Below are 16,924 nucleotides of genomic sequence, written 5' to 3'. Positions count from 1 at the left end.
CGGCTTCCCAGATGGGATAGAAGTGCAGGCCGATGGCGTTGCTGGAAGGCACAACAGCACCAGAGATGATGTTGTTGCCGTACATCAGGGAGCCGGCGACGGGCTCACGGATGCCGTCGATGTCGACGGGGGGAGCGGCGATGAACGCCACGATGAAGCAGATGGTGGCAGCCAGGAGGCAGGGGATCATCAGCACACCGAACCAGCCCACATAGAGGCGGTTGTTGGTGGAGGTGACCCACTCGCAGAACTGGTTCCACGCAGAAGCGCCTTGGCGCTGCTGAATAGTGGTTGTCATGAGAACGAGAGAAGGGTGTTCCAGAGGAACGGGTATGGAAGGCAGGAATCCGATCTGCCGAAAGGGCAGAAGCGAAAACAGCCGGACGGAATCCCGTCGCTCGCAACTGTAACGGAAGATTGCGGTGATGGTGAGAAAGCCGCGGCCTGGATGCCGCAGGGCTGCTGATGACTCTGATTAGCGCAGCTGATGAGCCGGGAGTTCTGAGGTCGGCGGCACGGCCGATTACGTGGAGCCCGAGCGTCACCCTGGTGCCCACCCGGTTTTGCTTCAACGCCTGCGGCTACTGCAGTTTTCGGCGCCCGCCCGACCCCGCAGGCCCCCTTGCGGACAACCTCGCTGATGCCCTTAGCGATGCCGCCGCCCAGGCCCTTCTGGTGGCTCGGCCCGAGGCGACGGAGGTGTTGCTGCTCAGCGGCGAGGTGGCGCCCCATGCGACCGAGCGGCGTGCCTGGTTTGAGCGGTTGCTGGCCCTCAGCCGGTTGGCGTGGGCGCAGGGGAGATTGCCGCATACCAATGCTGGCCCCCTGTCGCTGGCGGAGATGGCCGCCCTGGGTCGCCTCAACGCCTCGATGGGATTGATGCTGGAGGGCCTCGGCCCCGCCTACGACGCCTTGCACCGGTACGCCCCCAGCAAACGGCTGGCCGTGCGCCTCGGCCAATTGGAACAGGCTGGCCGCCTAGGGATTCCCTTCACCACCGGGCTGCTGCTCGGGGTGGGCGAGAGCCACGCCGACCGCCGCGCGGGGCTGGAGCTGCTGGCCCAACTGCAGCAACGCTGGGGACATCTGCAGGAGGTGATCCTGCAGCCCTTTCGGCCCGACGGTGCCGCAGCCGAATTGCTCACCGCTGCTGAGCAGGCCGACCTGCTCGTCACCATCGCGGAGGCCCGAGCGATCCTGCCGCCGGAGGTGCATCTGCAACTGCCCCCCAACCTCTGGCCTCTGGAGGCCCTGCCCGATGCACTGGCCGCCGGCATCGACGATCTCGGCGGGATCGACAGCAGCGATGTGATCAACCGCGCCTATCCCCAGCCCACCCCGGCATGGTTGGCGGCTGTGCTGGAGCGCGCCGGTTTCAGCCTGGTGCCGAGGTTGTGCGTGCACCCTGCCTGGCGCCACTGGCTGCCGCCGGCCCTGCAGCGCCAGGCCCACCGCACCGAAGCACACTTGTTAGCGTCCAGCTCCTCCGGACCCACGAGTCCATGGCCGTGAGCGCCACGCGCGATCAGCGAGTGCTGCTGGTGCGCCTGCCCTGCAACCCCATCTTCCCGATCGGCCCGGTGTACCTGGCCGATCACATCCACAAGCAGTTTCCGGCGATTCCGCAGCGGATTCTCGATCTGGCCGCCGTGCCGCTGCTGGATGTGGAGCGGGTGCTGCTGGCCACGGTGGAGCAGTTCCGCCCCAGCCTGCTGGTGTTCTCCTGGCGCGACATCCAGATCTATGCGCCGGTGGACGGGCGCGGCGGCAATCCGCTGCAGAACTCCTTTGAGGTGTTCTATGCCGCCAATCCCCTCAAGCGCCTGCGCGGTGCCCTCGGCGGCCTGCGCCTGATGGGCTCTTTTTATGGCGAGCTGTGGCGCAACCTGCGCCTGGTGCGCCGTGGTCTGAAGCGGGCCCGGCGCTACCAGCCCCAGGCCACGGCTGTGCTCGGCGGGGGCGCCGTGAGTGTGTTTTATGAGCAGTTGGGTCGCCGGTTGCCCAAGGGCACGGTGGTTTCGGTGGGGGAAGGGGAGCCGCTGCTGGAGAAGCTGATCCGCGGCGACTCTCTGGCGGGGGAGCGCTGCTTTGTGGTGGGTGAAGAGCCCCGGCCGGGGCTGATCCACGAGCAACCGGCGGGCATGGAGAAAACTGCCTGCAACTACGCCTACATCGCCGAGATCTGGCCCCAGTTGGATTGGTATCTCGACGGTGGCGACTTCTATGTGGGCGTGCAGACCAAGCGCGGCTGCCCCCACAACTGTTGCTACTGCGTCTACACGGTGGTGGAAGGCAAGGCGGTGCGGGTGAACCCGGTGGAGGAGGTGATCGCCGAGATGGCCCAGCTCTACGCCAAAGGGGTGCGGGGCTTCTGGTTCACCGATGCCCAGTTCATCCCGGCGCGGCGTTACATCGAGGATGCCAAGCAGCTGCTGCGCGCGATTCAGGCCCAGGGCTGGGATGACATCCGCTGGGCCGCCTACATCCGCGCCGACAACCTCGATGCCGAGCTGGCCGAGCTCATGGTGGCCACGGGCATGGACTATTTCGAGATCGGCATCACCTCGGGATCCCAGGAGCTCGTGCGCAAGATGCGCATGGGCTACAACCTGCGCACTGTTTTAGAAAGCTGTCGGATGCTGGCGCGGGCGGGCTTTCGTGAGCACGTGTCGGTGAACTATTCGTTCAACGTGATCGACGAGCGGCCCGAAACGATCCGCCAGACTGTGGCTTATCACCGCGAGCTGGAGCGCATCTTCGGGGCCGACAAGGTGGAGCCGGCGATCTTCTTCATCGGCCTGCAGCCCCACACGCATTTGGAGCAATACGGCTTCGATCAGGGCCTGATCCAGCCGGGCTACAACCCGATGAGCATGATGCCCTGGAACGCCCGCAAGATGCTCTGGAACCCGGAGCCGATGGGCAGCACCTTCGGTCGCATCTGCCTCGAGGCTTTCGACACCAACCCTGGCGACTTCGGCCGCACGGTGATGGCGCTGCTGGAGCGCGACTACGGGTTGGCGCCCCTTGAGGAGGCGCTGCATGCGCCGGTGGAGGGGCGGCGGGCGCTGGCTACGGCTGTGCGTTGAAGCGGGTGGCTGCGTTGATTACGCGATGGGCAGGGCCCAAGCGTTGAGATCGATCGCCAGATCGCTTGGAGCTCCCAGATTGTTGAGGCGTTGCAGGAGCCGTTGATCGGCGGTGATCAGGGGTGCTTGCCGACGTTCGGCCAAGGCCAGATAAAGGCAGTCGTAGGCAGGGTGGTCGAGGATTGTGCACCAGCGCCAGGCGGCCTCCAGAAGCTCTCCACTGGGCACGATGGCTCCCAGGAGCTGGGGCGTGTGGGTGGCCATCGCCTCAAACTGCTCGGTGGTGATCACTCCGGCGCGGTGGCTTTTCCAGCCGGCATTGAGCAGCTCGATCAGCACCAGATCGGGCGCCAGCCGTTGCTCCACGGTGGTGGCTTCCAACAACGCAAGAGCAGGAGCGGTGGTGCGGCAGTTGGCAAACCAGCCAAACAGCACCGATGCATCCAAAACCAAGGCCTTAGCGCTGCTCACGGCCCTCACGAATCAGCTCTGCTACGTCGAGCTCCCGTCCGGTGGCTGGGGTTTGGCTGCGTAGCCGGGCCAGGTCGTCCAGCAGTTGGGCGGGCTCGGCGGCTGCTTGGCGCAGGATGTCCCGAAGGGATTGCTCGAGGGAGAGCCCGCGTCGCTTGGCTTGCTGCCGTAGCCGTTCCACCAGCTGATCGTCGAGCTGACGAATCAACACCTGGGCCATGGCTCTGATTGATAGCGTCTTTGATAGCAATTATGGCAGGGGTTGGGCCCACCAGTGCCGCCGCGCCCAGAGCAGCGCCGCCAGGCCGATCCAGCCGATCAGACCACCGATCGGGTTGATGTCGGCGCCGCCGGGCCCCACCCACCAGCCGGGCGCGGCCGGGGAGATCTGCAGCAGCCCCTTCTGCACCAGAAACCAGCCCCCCACCAGGCCGCCATGCAGGCCGATGGCGCCCCAGAGGGAGCCGCCATCGGCGCGGCGCTGCAGGGCCAGTACCAACCCCAGCAGGATCAGTCCCCCCAGCAGACCCGGAGCGCGGTACCAGGGGTGCAGCAGGGCGAAGATCAGCGCCTGCAGCAGCAGTGCCCGGCGGGCCCCCACCTGCAGCTCCAGCTCACCCCAGAGCCAGCCGCGAAACAGCAGCTCTTCGGCAAATCCGACCCCCACAAGCAACAGCAGCCCGTTGATCAGCAGGGCGCTGTTGAGCTCCCCGAGCCACTGGGCCTGGCCCGCCAGCACCAGGGCCGCCGCCACCAGCAGCAACAGCACCAGCGCTTTGAGTAGGCCGCGCACTCCACTGCGCAGGGCTAATGCCAACGGCACCGCCAGCCCCAGACGCTGCCAGGGTTGGGGGTCTTGCCACACGCGCCGCAGCCGCAGCGGCAGCGTCAGCAGCAGCAGCAACAGCGAGACGGCGAGCCCGGCGAGGTCCACCTGATCGGTGCGCCAGCTGGGGGCGAGCAGCAGCAGGGGGCGACTGGCCAGCCAGCCCAGCCCATACAAAACGGGCACATAGAGCAGCGTGCCCCACCAATGGGGCTTCATTCCTCGGGCTCGATGGTGCTGGTGAGGCCCTTGGCCTTGAGGCTCTCGCAGTAGAACTCAGCCGGTTCGATGTCACACACGATCACCAGGCCCACGCCGGTGTTGTGAGCCTCGAGCATCACAGCGATGGCGTCCTGCTCGCTCAGGCTGGGCACCACCTGCCGCAGGGTGGACACCACGTATTCCATCGAGTTCACTGGATCGTTGTGCAGCAGCACCTTGTAGCGCCGCTGGGGCTGGCGCACCCGTTCCGGAGCCTTCTCCATCACGGCGGCGCCGCCGCTTTCGCGGCTGGGGGTCTGGGTGGCGATGGGTGGGTCGCTAGCTAAGGGCTGGTCGCTGGCTACGGAGGTCATGGCCGCTGGTGTCATGACGACGGCTCCATTAAAGGGCCCGAATGCGCCGCATGGCGTCATCCACATTGGCGCGGCTGTTGAAGGCCGAGAGGCGGAAGTAGCCCTCGCCGGCGGCGCCGAAGCCGCTGCCGGGAGTGCCCACCACGTTGGCTTTGTTGAGCAGCAGATCGAAGAAGCCCCAGGAATCGACTCCATCCGGTGTCTTCAGCCACACGTAGGGGGCCTGCTCGCCGCCATACACCTGCAGGCCAGCTTCACTGAGCTCGCGGCGGATGATCGCGGCATTCTCCATGTAGAAGGCGATCAGAGCCTTCACCTGGGCTTGGCCCTCAGCCGAATACACGGCTTCGGCACCGCGCTGCACGATGTAGCTCACGCCGTTGAACTTGGTGCACTGGCGGCGGTTCCACAGGCCCCACAGCTCCACGCGCTCGCCATGGGCGGCGGTGCCCATCAGGCCGCGGGGCACCACGGTGAGGGCGCAGCGGGTGCCGGTGAAGCCGGCGTTTTTGGAGAAGGAGCGGAATTCGATGGCGCACTCGCGGGCGCCCTCGATCTCGTAGATCGAGTGAGGCAGGGAGGGGTCCTGAATGAAGGCCTCGTAGGCCGCGTCAAACAGGATCAGGGCGTCGTTGGCGCGGGCGTAATCCACCCAGGCCTTCAGCTGCTCTTTGGTGGCCACCGCACCGGTGGGGTTGTTGGGGAAGCAGAGGTAGATCAGATCCACCTTCTCCGTCGGGACCTGGGCGGTGAAGCCGTTCTCGGCATGGATCGGCAGGTAGGTGAGGCCGCCGTATTGGCCAGCGTCATCGGCGTCGCCGGTGCGGCCCGCCATCACGTTGCTGTCCACATACACCGGATACACCGGGTCGGTCACGGCGATGCGGTTGTCCGAGCCGAGGATGTCGAGGACGTTGGCGCTGTCGCACTTGGAGCCATCCGACACGAAGATCTCCTCGGCGCTGATCTGGCAGCCGCGGGCCTGAAAATCGTTGGTGGCGATCGCTTCACGCAGCCACAGGTAGCCCTGCTCGGGGCCGTAGCCGTGGAAGCCCTCGCGGGTGCCCATCTCATCGATGGCGGCCTTCATGGCGGTGCGGCAGGCCTCGGGCAGGGGCTCGGTGACATCGCCGATGCCCAGGCGGATGATCGGCGCGCTGGGGTTGGCCTCGCTGAAGGCCTTCACCCGTCGGGCGATCTCGGGAAACAGGTAGCCCGCCTTGAGCTTGAGGTAGTTGCCGTTGACCTGGGCCATTGCTGCGGTGTGGGCCGCCGCCGGGCCCGTTGAACGTTGGGGCGATTGTCCTATGCGGCGGTGGCCTCCATACGATCAAGGCTGCACCCCAGCCACCAGCGCCCGTGACCGTCGCCGTTCCCGTCGACGCACCTATCGATTTCGCCTCCCTGGTCGACCTGGGCATCAGCAAGCCCGCTCGCTACCTCGGCAATGAGCTGGGCGTCCGCGAGCGGGATTGGGACGCCGACTGGCCCTCAGCCGGGGTGCGCTGGGCGCTCACCTACCCCGAGGTCTACGAGGTGGGGGCCAGCAACAGCGGCCACATCATTCTCTATTCGATCCTCAACAGCGTTCCCGGCCAGCTGTGCGATCGCAGCTATCTGCCGGCGCCCGATCTCGCCGCCCGCCTGCGGGAGTGCGGCGCGCCCCTGTTTGCAGTGGAAAGCCGCCGGCCTTTGGCGGCCTTCGACATCCTCGGCTTCTCGCTCAGCTACGAGCTGGGCGGCACCAACATCCTGGAAATGCTGGAGCTGGCTGGCATCCCCATCCGGGCGGACGCCCGCGGCGACCTGCCCCTGGCTCATCCGCATGCTCCACCGCTGATCTTTGCCGGAGGGCCCACCGCCACCAGCAACCCCGAGCCCTTCGCCGCCTTCTTCGACTTTGTGGCTCTCGGCGACGGCGAGGAGCTGCTGCCGGAGATCGGCCTGGTGGTGGCTGAAGCCCGGGCTGCCGGTCTGGGCCGCCGAGCGCTGCTGCGGGATCTGGCCCAGGTGCCGGGGGTCTACGTGCCCAGCCTCTACGGCCCCGGGCCCGATGGGGTGAGCCTCGAGCCGCTCGAACCAGGCGCCCCGGCTCGGGTGCAGCGGCGCACCGCCACGCCCATGCCCCACTACGCCATGGGCCTGGTGCCCCACATCGAAACGGTGCACGACCGGCTCACGGTGGAGATCCGCCGTGGCTGCACCCGCGGTTGCCGCTTCTGCCAGCCCGGCATGCTCACCCGCCCCGCCCGCGACGTGGAGCCCGAGGCGGTGGTGGAAGCGGTGGATGAGGGCATGCGCCGCACCGGCTACAGCGATTTCTCGCTGCTGTCGCTGAGCTGCTCCGACTACCTGGCCCTGCCGGCGGTGGGCGTCGAGCTGCGCAACCGGCTAGCCGACAAGAACGTGAGCCTCACCCTGCCGAGCCAGCGGGTGGATCGCTTCGACGCCAACATCGCCCACATCATTGGCGGGGCGCGCAAGGGCGGGCTCACCTTTGCGCCGGAGGCCGGCAGCCAGCGCTTGCGCGACATCGTCAACAAGGGACTCACCGATGCCGAGCTGCTGGCCGGCATCCGCACGGCCATGGAGAACGGCTACCGCAAGGTCAAGCTCTATTTCATGATCGGCCTGCCGGGGGAAACCGACGCCGATGTGCTCGGCATCGCCGACACCTGTCAGGCCCTGCAGCGGCAATGCGCGGATCTGGGCAGGCTGGAGCTCAATCTGACGATCAGCAATTTCACGCCCAAGCCCCACACGCCGTTCCAGTGGCACAGCGTCAGCACCGAGGAGTTTCGGCGCCGTCAGGAGTTGTTGCGCCGGGCCTTGCGTCAGCTGCGCGGCCTCAAAACTAACTTCACCGATGTGCGCCTCTCGGCGGTTGAAGATTTTGTGGGCCGCGGCGACCGGCGCCTCGATGCGGTGATTGAGGCAGCCTGGCGGGCTGGGGCGGGGCTGGATGCATGGTTTGAGTCGGCCGAGCGCAGCTACGCCGCCTGGACCGGCGCGATCGAGGCTGCCGGCGTGGGTGGCCGCTACCGCCAGCTGGAGCTCGGCGCCTGGAGTGCGGCTGAGGCGATGGAGACGGCGGATCTGGAGGCCTTCTGCCGCCAGAGCCTGCCGTGGGACCACATCGATTCCGGCCTCGACAAGCGCTGGCTGGCCGAAGATCTGCAGCGGGCCCTGGCCGCGGCGGTGGTGCCCGACTGTTCTTTCGAGGGATGCAGCAGTTGCGGCGTGTGTGGTCCGGAGCTTGGCCACAACGTGGTGATTCCGCCGCCGGCGATTCCGGCCGCGTTGCCCCAGCGCGCCCCGGCCAGCGAGCGGGTGGACCGGCTGCGGATCGGTTTCACCAAAACCGGCTCCCTAGCCCTGATCAGCCACCTCGACACCCTGCGGATGCTGGAGCGGGCCCTGCGCCGTTCGGGGTTGCCAGTGAGCTTCACCGGTGGCTTCCATCCCCTGCCGCGCCTGCAGTTGGCCCTGCCGTTGCCCCTGGGGGTGGAGGGGGATGGGGAGTGGCTCGACCTGGAGTTCACGCAAGCGGTGGATCCGGCGGCGGTGCGGGAGCAGCTGCAACCGCAGCTTCCCTCCGAATTCCAGCTGCTCTCGGCGGCCCGGGTCCCCGTGTTTGGGGTGAGCTTGTCCCAGGAGCTGGAGGCCGCCCAGTGGAGCTTCGTGCTTCAGCCCGAAGCGGGAGAGCACGTAACGCCGGAGCAGTGGCAGCAGGCGCGCGCCTCGCTGCTGGCTGCCGAGAGCTTGATCTGGCAAGACACGGATAAAAAAGGCCGCCCCCGCAGCCGGGACTGCCGTCCCTTTTTGTTGGAGCTGCAAATGACGTCAGGAACAGACGGCGTTCAACGGTGCAGCTTGCGGGCGGCGATCGATGCCTCGGGCCGCAGTCTGCGGCCCGAGCAGGTGCAGCACTGGATCGCTGAGCGCCTGGGCCAATCCCTGACCCTGACAGCCCTGCGCCGCCAGGCCTTGCTCCTGAAGCCCGTGCTAATTTCGTCTTAAGGCGAATAGCTCGTTGAATCCGACGTTTCTCGGATGCCAACTGCTGCCGGTAGCCAGGTTCGCTGGTTTCACCGCCCCCGGGCAACCCTGCCCCAGTCTTCGCCCCACCGCTTTCAAGAAGTTCCACTCCTGAAAGTTGTTCCGCGGCAGTTGATGCGCGGCTGATTCAGAGCAGCATTTTCGCAGCAACGCCCCCGGGTGTCCGGTTCCTCCGACATCTCGGTTGCTTCAGGCCATTTCAGTTCAGGCCGCTTGATTTGAAGGGCTGATAGCAGCCCAACTGCATTTTTAATCCGCATTGCTTCATCCGGGATCGGCCGAGCTCCATCCGGTTCCGCCTCGTCCAGCCTTAGATCTGCTTCAGCCAGATCCTTTCACTGCTTTCCCCCCTGGTCGGGCCCATCGGGCCCCTTCCCTTTCCCCATGCCCCAGCAGATCGTCATTGCCGAGCAACTGCGGATCGCCGCCGTTCTCAACGACGAACGTGTTGATGAACTGGTGGTGGCCCAGGGCCGCTATCAGATCGGAGATGTTTACCTCGGCACCGTTGAAAACGTATTGCCGGGTATTGATGCTGCCTTCGTCAACATCGGCGAAAGCGAGAAGAATGGTTTCATTCATGTCACGGATCTAGGCCCCTTGCGGCTGCGCAAGGGTGCCGCCGGCATCACCGAGCTGCTGGAGCCCCGCCAGAAGGTGCTCGTGCAGGTGATGAAGGAGCCCACGGGGACCAAGGGTCCCCGGCTGACCGGCAACCTCGCTCTGCCTGGGCGTTTTCTGGTGCTGCAGCCCCAGGGCCAGGGCGTCAATATCTCCCGCCGGATCAACGGCGAAAACGAACGCAACCGTCTGCGGGCCCTCGGGGTGCTGATCAAGCCGCCCGGGGCAGGTCTGTTGATCCGCACCGAAGCTGAGGGGGTCAGCGAAGAGCTGCTGATCGACGACCTCGAAACGCTGCTGCGGCAGTGGGAGGGCATCCAGACCGCTGCCGAGAGTGCCAACCCCCCGGTGCTGCTCAACCGCGATGAAGACTTCGTGCATCGCGTGTTGCGCGATCTCTACAGCCCGGAGTTGGTGCGGGTCGTGGTCGACACCCCCGAAGCGGTTGCTCGGGCCAATGCCTTCCTGGGCTCCGACCACACCAACGTGCTGGTGGAGGCCCACACCGAGTCGTCGGAGATCCTCGAGCATTTCAAGGTCAACGCCGCCATTCGTGATGCCCTCAAGCCGCGGGTGGATCTGCCGTCCGGCGGCTACGTGATCATCGAGCCCACCGAGGCGCTCACCGTCATCGACGTCAACTCCGGCTCGTTCACCCGCTCCGCCAATTCCCGCGAGACGGTGCTCTGGACCAACTGTGAGGCGGCCGTGGAGATCGCCCGCCAGCTCAAGCTCCGCAACATTGGCGGCGTGGTGATCATCGACTTCATCGATATGGAGTCGCGCCGCGATCAGCTGCAGCTGCTGGAGCACTTCACCCAGGCCGTGCGCGATGACGCCGCCCGGCCGCAGATCGCCCAGCTCACCGAGCTCGGTCTGGTGGAGCTCACCCGCAAGCGCCAGGGCCAGAACATCTACGAGCTGTTCGGGCGTGCTTGCCCCAGCTGCGGTGGCTTGGGCCATGTGGCCGTGTTGCCCGGCAAGGACACCCTCCAGCCCCTGGCGACCCTCACCGGCCTGGTGCGCTCAGCGGCATCGGCCCGGGCTGAGGTGCTCAGTCCTGGCACCCCCGAGGCCGGTTCTGGCCGCCGCCGCCGCGGTGGTCGTGGCGGCCGTGGTGGCGCCGAATTGCCGGAAGCCACTAGCGCGCCGGATGGCTTCGAGACCCCCGTTGTCGTTGAGGTCCCACGGGCCAGTGCCGCTGCCAGCACGGAGCCAGCGCCGCGCCGCTTCGACCACGAGCTGGTGGCCGTGCCGATGGATGCCGACCAGGAATTGGTGTTTGGCTGGATGGGCCTCAACCCCGCCCTGCTGCTAGAGCAGCCCCCCGCCGGCGACAACGTCGTGGTGCGGGTGGTGCGTCCCGGCGTCGATGCGGACGCGGTGCTCGAGGAAGCCCGTCAGCAGTTGGCGGCGAGTGGTTCCCGTCGCCGGCGGGGGCGGGGTGGTCGGGGCGGTGGCTCCGCGACGTCCGACTTCCAGGCAGGTGAAGCCCCATCCAACGGCACGGGTCAGCAGCTGAGCAGCTCGGCAGCGGCTCCTCCAGCTCCGGTCGAGATCACGCCCCTGCCTGAACTCAGCGAACCGGAAACGGTGGTAACGGTGTCGGTGCCCAGCACCACCAGCATTGCCCCTCCGGAGGTGGAGGTGCCGGCCCGCCGCGGACGCACCCGCAGTTCGGTGGCAGCCTCAGCTGCCAAGACGATCGCCAAGACCGGGGCCACCTCCACTGCCGTTGCGGTTGTGGAGCCAGAGCTGGATGACTCCGGGGAACCCCGCCGCCGCCGCCGCCGCTCCTCGGCCTCCAGCTGAGTTGGCCTTGCCGGATCCCTGGCAAGGCCGGGATCCGGCCGCCTGTGCTGGGGTGGATGAGGTGGGACGTGGTTGCCTGTTTGGCCCGGTTTTTGCCGCTGCCGTGGTCCTTCCCGCTGCCGCCCTGGCCCCCTTGGGCGAGCTGGGCCTCACCGACAGCAAGAAACTCACCGCCCGTCGCCGTGCGGCGCTGGTGCCGGCCATCGAGCAGTGGGCGGCGGCTTGGGCCCTTGGCCAGGCGTCGGCGGCGGAGATCGATCGCCATGGCATCCGGCTGGCGACTGAGCGGGCCATGCACCGTGCCCTGCAGAAGCTGCCCCGCTCGCCCGCATTGGTGATCGTCGATGGGGTGTTGCCCCTGCGGGGCTGGCGCGGCGAGCAAACCACCCTGGTGCGCGGCGACAGCCACTGCTTGGCGATTGCGGCGGCCAGCGTGCTGGCCAAGCAGGCCCGCGACAGCCTGATCACCGCCCTGGCTCAGCGCTACCCCGGCTACGGACTGGAGCGCCATGCCGGCTATGGCACGGCCCAGCACCTTGCGGCGCTGGCGCAATGGGGACCCACCCCGCTGCACCGCCTCAGCTTTCTGGGTCGGCTGACGCTCAGTGCTCCTGGCACCAGTCCTGAAAGTCGCTGAGCAGCTGCTGGCCCACCCGGCCCTTGATGCCCAGCAGGATGCCCGCCAGCAGCGAACGGCCCGTGGCCTCCAGCACCTTGGCTGGGATCAGTTTCAACAGGGGCGGTTGGCTCACCGCCACCGCGAGCGTGGCTTCGCCTTCCAATCCACGGGCTCCCGCCGCCAGCCAGGAGCCCAGGGTGAGCTGGAAATCGTCCACCAGCCCAAGCCCCTCCAGTTCGCAATCGGTGGCCTCCAGCACGATCCGCCCTGGCTCCAGACTGGTGCGCAGGTCCACCAAAGGCTGGATCTGCAGTTGGAACACCTGCAGCTGGGTGACCGTATAGCGGTAGCGGCCGGGCCCGATGGGCTCGAGCTGGCTCGGGTCGAGTAGGGCCTTCACGACGCGGTCCTGATCCTGCAGGTAGGAGGCCAGCCGTTCGGGCTGGACGCTTACGTCAAGTTGCAGTTGCTGACTGGCGCTGAAGGCCAGGGGCATGGCCTGCGGGCCGGCGCGGCATGATCCTATCGGCCCTCCGTCGGGGGCTTTCCTCGGTTTCTGGAAACGATGCGTTTTGCCTTCCTCGGCCCGGCCGGCACCTACGGCGAGCAGGCAACCCGGCAATTGGCGGAGCTCGAGGGCATCGCCAACCCTGAGCTGGTGCCCCAACTCGGGATTCGGGCCGTGGTGCAGGCCCTGGCCCAGGGCAGTTGTGACGCCGCCGTGGTGCCGGTGGAAAACTCGGTGGAGGGAGGCGTGACCGCCTGTCTGGATGCGCTCTGGGAGCATCCGGATCTCACGGTGGCCCGTGCCCTGGTGCTGCCGATCCGCCACGCCCTGCTGGGCAGTGGTCCGATTGAGGGGGTCAGTGAGGTGCTCTCCCACCCCCAGGCCCTTGCCCAGTGCAGCCAGTGGCTCTCGGAGCACTTGCCCCAGGCCCTGCAGCTGCCCACCAGTTCCACCGCCGAAGCCGCCCGCATGGTGGCCGGCAGCCGCTTCCGGGCGGCGGTGGCCTCACGGCAGGCCGCTGCGGAGCACGGCCTGCAGGAGCTGGCTTACCCGATCAATGATGTAGCCGGCAATTGCACCCGCTTCCTGCTGCTGCGCCGCGGGGAGCGCGCTGCCGAGGGGCCCATGGCCAGCCTCGCCTTCTCGCTCCACTCCAACCAGCCCGGGGCCCTGCTCGAGGCACTGGGCTGTTTTGCCCAGCGCGGGCTGAACATGAGCCGCATCGAATCGCGGCCGTCGAAACGGGAGATGGGTGAATACATCTTTTTCGTCGACCTGGAACTGTCCGAGGGCTCCACGCCCCTTGAGGCGGCCCTGGCCGAGTTGGGCCCCCTTTGTGAGCACCTGGCCCTGTTCGGTGCTTACCCGATCACCAACCTGGCTTGACGCCGCGGAACACGCCGAACTGCATCAGCCCAGTGGCAAAGGCCCAGTGCATCAGCAGGATCGTGGGGGTTTCCCGCAGGCCCTGCAGCACCGCTCCAGGCCCCAGCCCGAGGATGGCCCCAGGCCGCCGCACCCCTTCGGCGATCGAGTCGATCCAGGAGGGCAGGGTGGCCCGGGTCCAGTCATCGGTGTCCACAGCCATCCCGCCGGCGTAGCGACTCTGTTCAAGGTGCTGGCGGAGGCCGCGGATGCTGGCGAATTCGGGATGGGCCCACTGCTCCAGCAACTGGCGCATCACCCAGCGCTCCCGGCGGGTCATGGCGCCATCGGCGGGGTCGCGCCGGTTCCAGTCGGCCACGGCCAGGAGGCCGCCGGGTTTGACCACCCGGAGCAGCTCATCGGCGTAGCGCTGCTTGTCGGGCATGTGGGGGCAGGCCTCCACGCTCCACACCGCGTCGACGCTGGCGTCGGCCACCTCCAGGGCCAGGGCATCCATCACCGCGAAGCGGCAGCTGAGGCCGGCTGGCGTAAGCGCCTGGGCCCGGGCGATCTGGGCAGGGCTGATGCTGATGCCCAACACGTTGAGGCCGTAATCGCGGGCCAGGATGCGGGCGCTGCCGCCGATGCCGCAGCCCACATCGAGCACCGTCGACCCGGCGGGCAGCCGGTCCAGGCCGCTCCAGCGCACCAATTCATGCACGAAGGTCTCCTTCGCGGCGCGGAAGTCCTGGTGCCCGCTTGGGGCTCGCCCGGAGTTGCGGTAGTGGCCCAGGTGGATGTGGTCACCCCAGAGGCGTTCCAGCAGCTGGTCATTGGTCCAGCGGTCGTAGGCGTCGGCCACGCTGGCGCTGGATTCATAGCGGCGCCTGCGCTGCAGCCAAAAGCGGGTGGCCACGGCGATGGCCGCGGCAAGGAGGGCTCCAGCCCCGATGGTGGCGGCCAGGGGCCAGCTGAGGAGGGTCATGAAACCGCTTACTGGGGCTGGGATTACTTGGGCTGTGATTACTGAGGCTGGAACGTGTCCTTGAGCACGGTGCGGGCTGCCAATTGCCGGCGGGTCTGATCGAGCAGCTCATACTCCTGGCGCAACCGCTCGCCGGTGTCGGTGATTTCCAGGAGAGCCTGCTGGTGGTCGGCCACGGGGCCACCCAGGTGGGCGCCGATCCAAAAGGACAGTTCCCGGGGCAGTTCGGGCAGGTCGTTGGGCAGGCTGGCGGGTTTGCCGATCAGCTTGCCCGTGAGCTCCACCACGTCCCGCAGGGCCTGACCGACCGTGCCAGCCAGTTCATCCAGCTCGGCAGGGCCGGCTTCGGGGTCATCTTCAATCCAGCTCACCAGACCCACCCGAAAGGGTGCCTCGCGCACAATGTCGAGCACGCGAAAGCGCTGCTGACCCATGGTCACGATGTTGCTGCGGTCGTCATCCTGGGTTTGGCAGTGCAGGATCTCAGCACAGCAGCCCACTTCGGCCATGGTTTGGGTCTGGGGATCCCAGCGCACCACCCCAAAACGCTGGTCACCGGCCATCACCGTGCGCAGCAGCATGCGGTAACGGGGCTCAAAAATGTGCAGTGGCAGCACTTCCTGGGGGAAGAGCACCACGTCGGGTAGGGGAAACAGTGGCAGCTCCCGTACGGCCAGTTCACCCATGGCTTGATCAGGAGATGCCTAGCCATCCTAGAAAAAATGCCCCCGCCACGCGCTGGCGTGACAGGGGCAAAGAACCTGGAGGCTCGAACCCTGATCCGTGGATCAGAGCTTGACTTCGATGTCGACGCCGCTGGGCAGATCCAGCTTCATCAGCGCGTCGATCGTTTTCGCCGAAGGGCTGTAGATGTCGATGATGCGCCGGTGGGTGCGGGTTTCGAAGTGCTCGCGGGAGTCCTTGTCGACGTGGGGCGAGCGCAGCACGCAGTAGATCTTGCGCTTGGTGGGCAGGGGGATGGGGCCGATGGCAGTGGCAGCGGTGTGATCGGCGGTTTCGATGATTTTTTCGCAGGAGAGATCCAGCATGCGGCGATCAAACGCCTTCAGGCGAATGCGGATCTTCTGCTGAGCAATGGCGGTGGACATGGGAGATCAGACTCGGAACGGTCGTCAAGGGGCTCAAGCCTGGCCAGCCGGAGGGCTGATGGAGCTGGATTGTCGAGGTGCTGGTAAGGGGTGAGCCCGGTGGACCCACCCCATGAAACTTACCTCAGGCTCAGGCGATGATCTTGGAGACCACGCCGGCACCGATGGTGCGGCCGCCTTCACGGATGGCGAAGCGCATGCCCTGCTCGATGGCCACTGGGCAGATCAGCTCGCCGGTCATCTTGATGCGATCACCGGGCATCACCATTTCCACGTTCGCACCGTCGTCGGAGGTGAAGGCCGTGATCTGGCCGGTCACGTCGGTCGTACGGATGTAGAACTGCGGGCGATAGCCAGCGAAGAAGGGGGTGTGGCGGCCGCCTTCTTCCTTCTTCAGCACATACACCTCACCCTCAAACTTGGTGTGGGGGGTGATGGAGCCGGGCTTGACCAGCACCATGCCGCGCTCGATGTCTTCCTTCTGCACACCGCGCAGCAGCAGGCCCACGTTGTCCCCGGCCATGCCCTCGTCGAGGAGCTTGCGGAACATTTCCACGCCGGTGACGGTGGTTTCGCGGGTGTCCCTGATCCCCACGATCTGCACGGTCTCGCCGACCTTCACCTTGCCGCGCTCGATCCGACCGGTGGCCACGGTGCCACGACCGGTGATCGAGAAGACGTCTTCGATGGCCATCAGGAACGGCTTGTCGATTTCGCGCTCGGGCTCGGGGATCGACTCATCGACCGCATCCATCAGGTCGAGGATTTTGTCGACCCACTCGTCGGCGCCACGCTCAGCCTTGTTGCCAGCCTGGATGTACTCCAGAGCCTTCAGGGCTGAACCAGCCACCACGGGGATGTCATCGCCGGGGAAGTCGTAGCTGCTGAGCAGTTCACGCATCTCCAGTTCGACGAGCTCGAGGATCTCCTCGTCGTCGACCATGTCCTTCTTGTTGAGGAACACCACCAGTGCGGGCACGCCCACCTGCTTGGCCAGCAGAATGTGCTCCTTGGTCTGGGCCATCGGGCCGTCGGTGGCGGCCACCACCAGGATGGCGCCGTCCATCTGGGCAGCACCGGTGATCATGTTCTTCACGTAGTCCGCGTGGCCGGGGCAGTCCACGTGGGCATAGTGACGCTTGCCGGTTTCGTATTCGACGTGCGCGGTGTTGATGGTGATCCCCCGCTCTTTCTCTTCAGGGGCACCATCGATTTCGTCGTAGGCCTGGGCCTTGGCCATGCCTTGGGATGCCAGCACGTTGGTGATGGCAGCCGTCAGGGTGGTTTTGCCATGGTCAACGTGGCCAATGGTGCCGATGTTGACGTGGGGCTTGTTCCTTTCGAACTTCTCGCGTGCCATGAGTGGAAAGAATCGGGGGGTTAACG

General features: G+C 66.7%; 16 protein-coding genes and 1 pseudogene. 6 read left to right on the top strand and 11 right to left on the bottom strand.

The window, feature by feature from the left end:
• Window positions 1–298: pseudogene (locus KBY70_RS07295) on the bottom strand (photosystem II q(b) protein); the annotation flags it as partial.
• Between the two features lie 167 nt (window positions 299–465).
• Here KBY70_RS07295 and cofG point away from each other — a divergent pair.
• Together cofG and KBY70_RS07285 are read left to right on the top strand one after the other, a co-directional pair.
• Window positions 466–1,512, top strand: coding sequence for a 7,8-didemethyl-8-hydroxy-5-deazariboflavin synthase subunit CofG (gene cofG, locus KBY70_RS07290; RefSeq protein WP_254987957.1), 1,047 nt, complete (start codon window positions 466–468; stop codon window positions 1,510–1,512).
• On the top strand, window positions 1,509–3,089 hold the full coding sequence (locus KBY70_RS07285; protein WP_409996031.1) for a photosystem II high light acclimation radical SAM protein: 1,581 nt from the start codon (window positions 1,509–1,511) through the stop codon (window positions 3,087–3,089). Before cofG ends, KBY70_RS07285 begins: the two co-directional genes overlap by 4 nt.
• Before the next feature lie 18 nt (window positions 3,090–3,107).
• On the opposite strand, the gene KBY70_RS07280 is transcribed toward KBY70_RS07285, so the two are convergent.
• The 5 genes from KBY70_RS07280 to KBY70_RS07260 are packed head-to-tail and all read right to left on the bottom strand — an operon-like array spanning window position 3,108 to window position 6,216.
• Window positions 3,108–3,560: a type II toxin-antitoxin system VapC family toxin gene (locus KBY70_RS07280; RefSeq protein ID WP_158217046.1), complete on the bottom strand. Its 453-nt coding sequence runs from the start codon at window positions 3,558–3,560 to the stop codon at window positions 3,108–3,110.
• Window positions 3,547–3,780, bottom strand: coding sequence for a FitA-like ribbon-helix-helix domain-containing protein (locus KBY70_RS07275; protein ID WP_094560101.1), 234 nt, complete (start codon window positions 3,778–3,780; stop codon window positions 3,547–3,549). The genes KBY70_RS07280 and KBY70_RS07275 overlap by 14 nt, the downstream gene beginning before the upstream one ends.
• Window positions 3,781–3,810: 30 nt before the next feature.
• Window positions 3,811–4,605, bottom strand: coding sequence for a CPBP family intramembrane glutamic endopeptidase (locus tag KBY70_RS07270; protein ID WP_254987953.1), 795 nt, complete (start codon window positions 4,603–4,605; stop codon window positions 3,811–3,813).
• Window positions 4,602–4,961, bottom strand: a complete 360-nt coding sequence (gene clpS / locus KBY70_RS07265) for an ATP-dependent Clp protease adapter ClpS (RefSeq protein ID WP_254987952.1) — start codon at window positions 4,959–4,961, stop codon at window positions 4,602–4,604. Before clpS ends, KBY70_RS07270 begins: the two co-directional genes overlap by 4 nt.
• Before the next feature lie 28 nt (window positions 4,962–4,989).
• Window positions 4,990–6,216, bottom strand: coding sequence for an LL-diaminopimelate aminotransferase (locus KBY70_RS07260; protein WP_254987951.1), 1,227 nt, complete (start codon window positions 6,214–6,216; stop codon window positions 4,990–4,992).
• 104 nt (window positions 6,217–6,320) lie between these two features.
• On the opposite strand from KBY70_RS07260, the gene KBY70_RS07255 reads away from it, so the two are divergent.
• The 3 genes from KBY70_RS07255 to KBY70_RS07245 all read left to right on the top strand — a co-directional run bounded on the left by KBY70_RS07255 (window position 6,321) and on the right by KBY70_RS07245 (window position 12,090).
• A complete protein-coding gene (locus tag KBY70_RS07255) occupies window positions 6,321–8,981 on the top strand; it encodes a TIGR03960 family B12-binding radical SAM protein (protein WP_254987950.1) in 2,661 nt (886 codons plus the stop codon).
• Window positions 8,982–9,404: 423 nt separating this feature from the next.
• Window positions 9,405–11,453 (top strand): Rne/Rng family ribonuclease, encoded by a 2,049-nt coding sequence (locus KBY70_RS07250; protein ID WP_094560096.1) that lies wholly within the window; start codon window positions 9,405–9,407, stop codon window positions 11,451–11,453.
• Window positions 11,401–12,090, top strand: a complete 690-nt coding sequence (locus KBY70_RS07245; protein WP_254987949.1) for a ribonuclease HII — start codon at window positions 11,401–11,403, stop codon at window positions 12,088–12,090. The genes KBY70_RS07250 and KBY70_RS07245 overlap by 53 nt, the downstream gene beginning before the upstream one ends.
• Here KBY70_RS07245 and KBY70_RS07240 read toward each other — a convergent pair.
• A complete protein-coding gene (locus KBY70_RS07240) occupies window positions 12,056–12,568 on the bottom strand; it encodes a DUF1997 domain-containing protein (RefSeq protein WP_094560094.1) in 513 nt (170 codons plus the stop codon). The two genes, KBY70_RS07245 and KBY70_RS07240, sit on opposite strands and share 35 nt — an antisense overlap.
• Before the next feature lie 69 nt (window positions 12,569–12,637).
• On the opposite strand from KBY70_RS07240, the gene pheA reads away from it, so the two are divergent.
• A complete protein-coding gene (gene pheA, locus KBY70_RS07235; protein WP_254987948.1) occupies window positions 12,638–13,465 on the top strand; it encodes a prephenate dehydratase in 828 nt (275 codons plus the stop codon).
• Here the strand turns inward: pheA and KBY70_RS07230 are convergent.
• From KBY70_RS07230 to tuf, 4 genes are all read right to left on the bottom strand, one after another.
• Complete coding sequence (locus tag KBY70_RS07230; RefSeq protein WP_254987947.1) at window positions 13,449–14,429, bottom strand: methyltransferase domain-containing protein; 981 nt, start codon at window positions 14,427–14,429, stop codon at window positions 13,449–13,451. The two genes, pheA and KBY70_RS07230, sit on opposite strands and share 17 nt — an antisense overlap.
• Before the next feature lie 38 nt (window positions 14,430–14,467).
• Window positions 14,468–15,115, bottom strand: coding sequence for an LON peptidase substrate-binding domain-containing protein (locus tag KBY70_RS07225; RefSeq protein ID WP_254987946.1), 648 nt, complete (start codon window positions 15,113–15,115; stop codon window positions 14,468–14,470).
• A gap of 102 nt (window positions 15,116–15,217) precedes the next feature.
• The gene (gene rpsJ / locus KBY70_RS07220) at window positions 15,218–15,538 is read right to left on the bottom strand and encodes a 30S ribosomal protein S10 (protein WP_006910513.1); all 321 of its coding nucleotides are present in this window, start codon (window positions 15,536–15,538) and stop codon (window positions 15,218–15,220) included.
• Window positions 15,539–15,668: 130 nt separating this feature from the next.
• Window positions 15,669–16,898 (bottom strand): elongation factor Tu, encoded by a 1,230-nt coding sequence (gene tuf / locus KBY70_RS07215; protein ID WP_094560090.1) that lies wholly within the window; start codon window positions 16,896–16,898, stop codon window positions 15,669–15,671.
• Window positions 16,899–16,924 lie beyond the last annotated feature (26 nt).

The sequence above is a fragment of the Cyanobium sp. ATX 6E8 genome, assembly GCF_024346335.1.
Classification (GTDB): Bacteria; Cyanobacteriota; Cyanobacteriia; order PCC-6307; family Cyanobiaceae; genus Cyanobium_A.
This window is presented reverse-complemented; position numbering and strand designations above follow the sequence as displayed.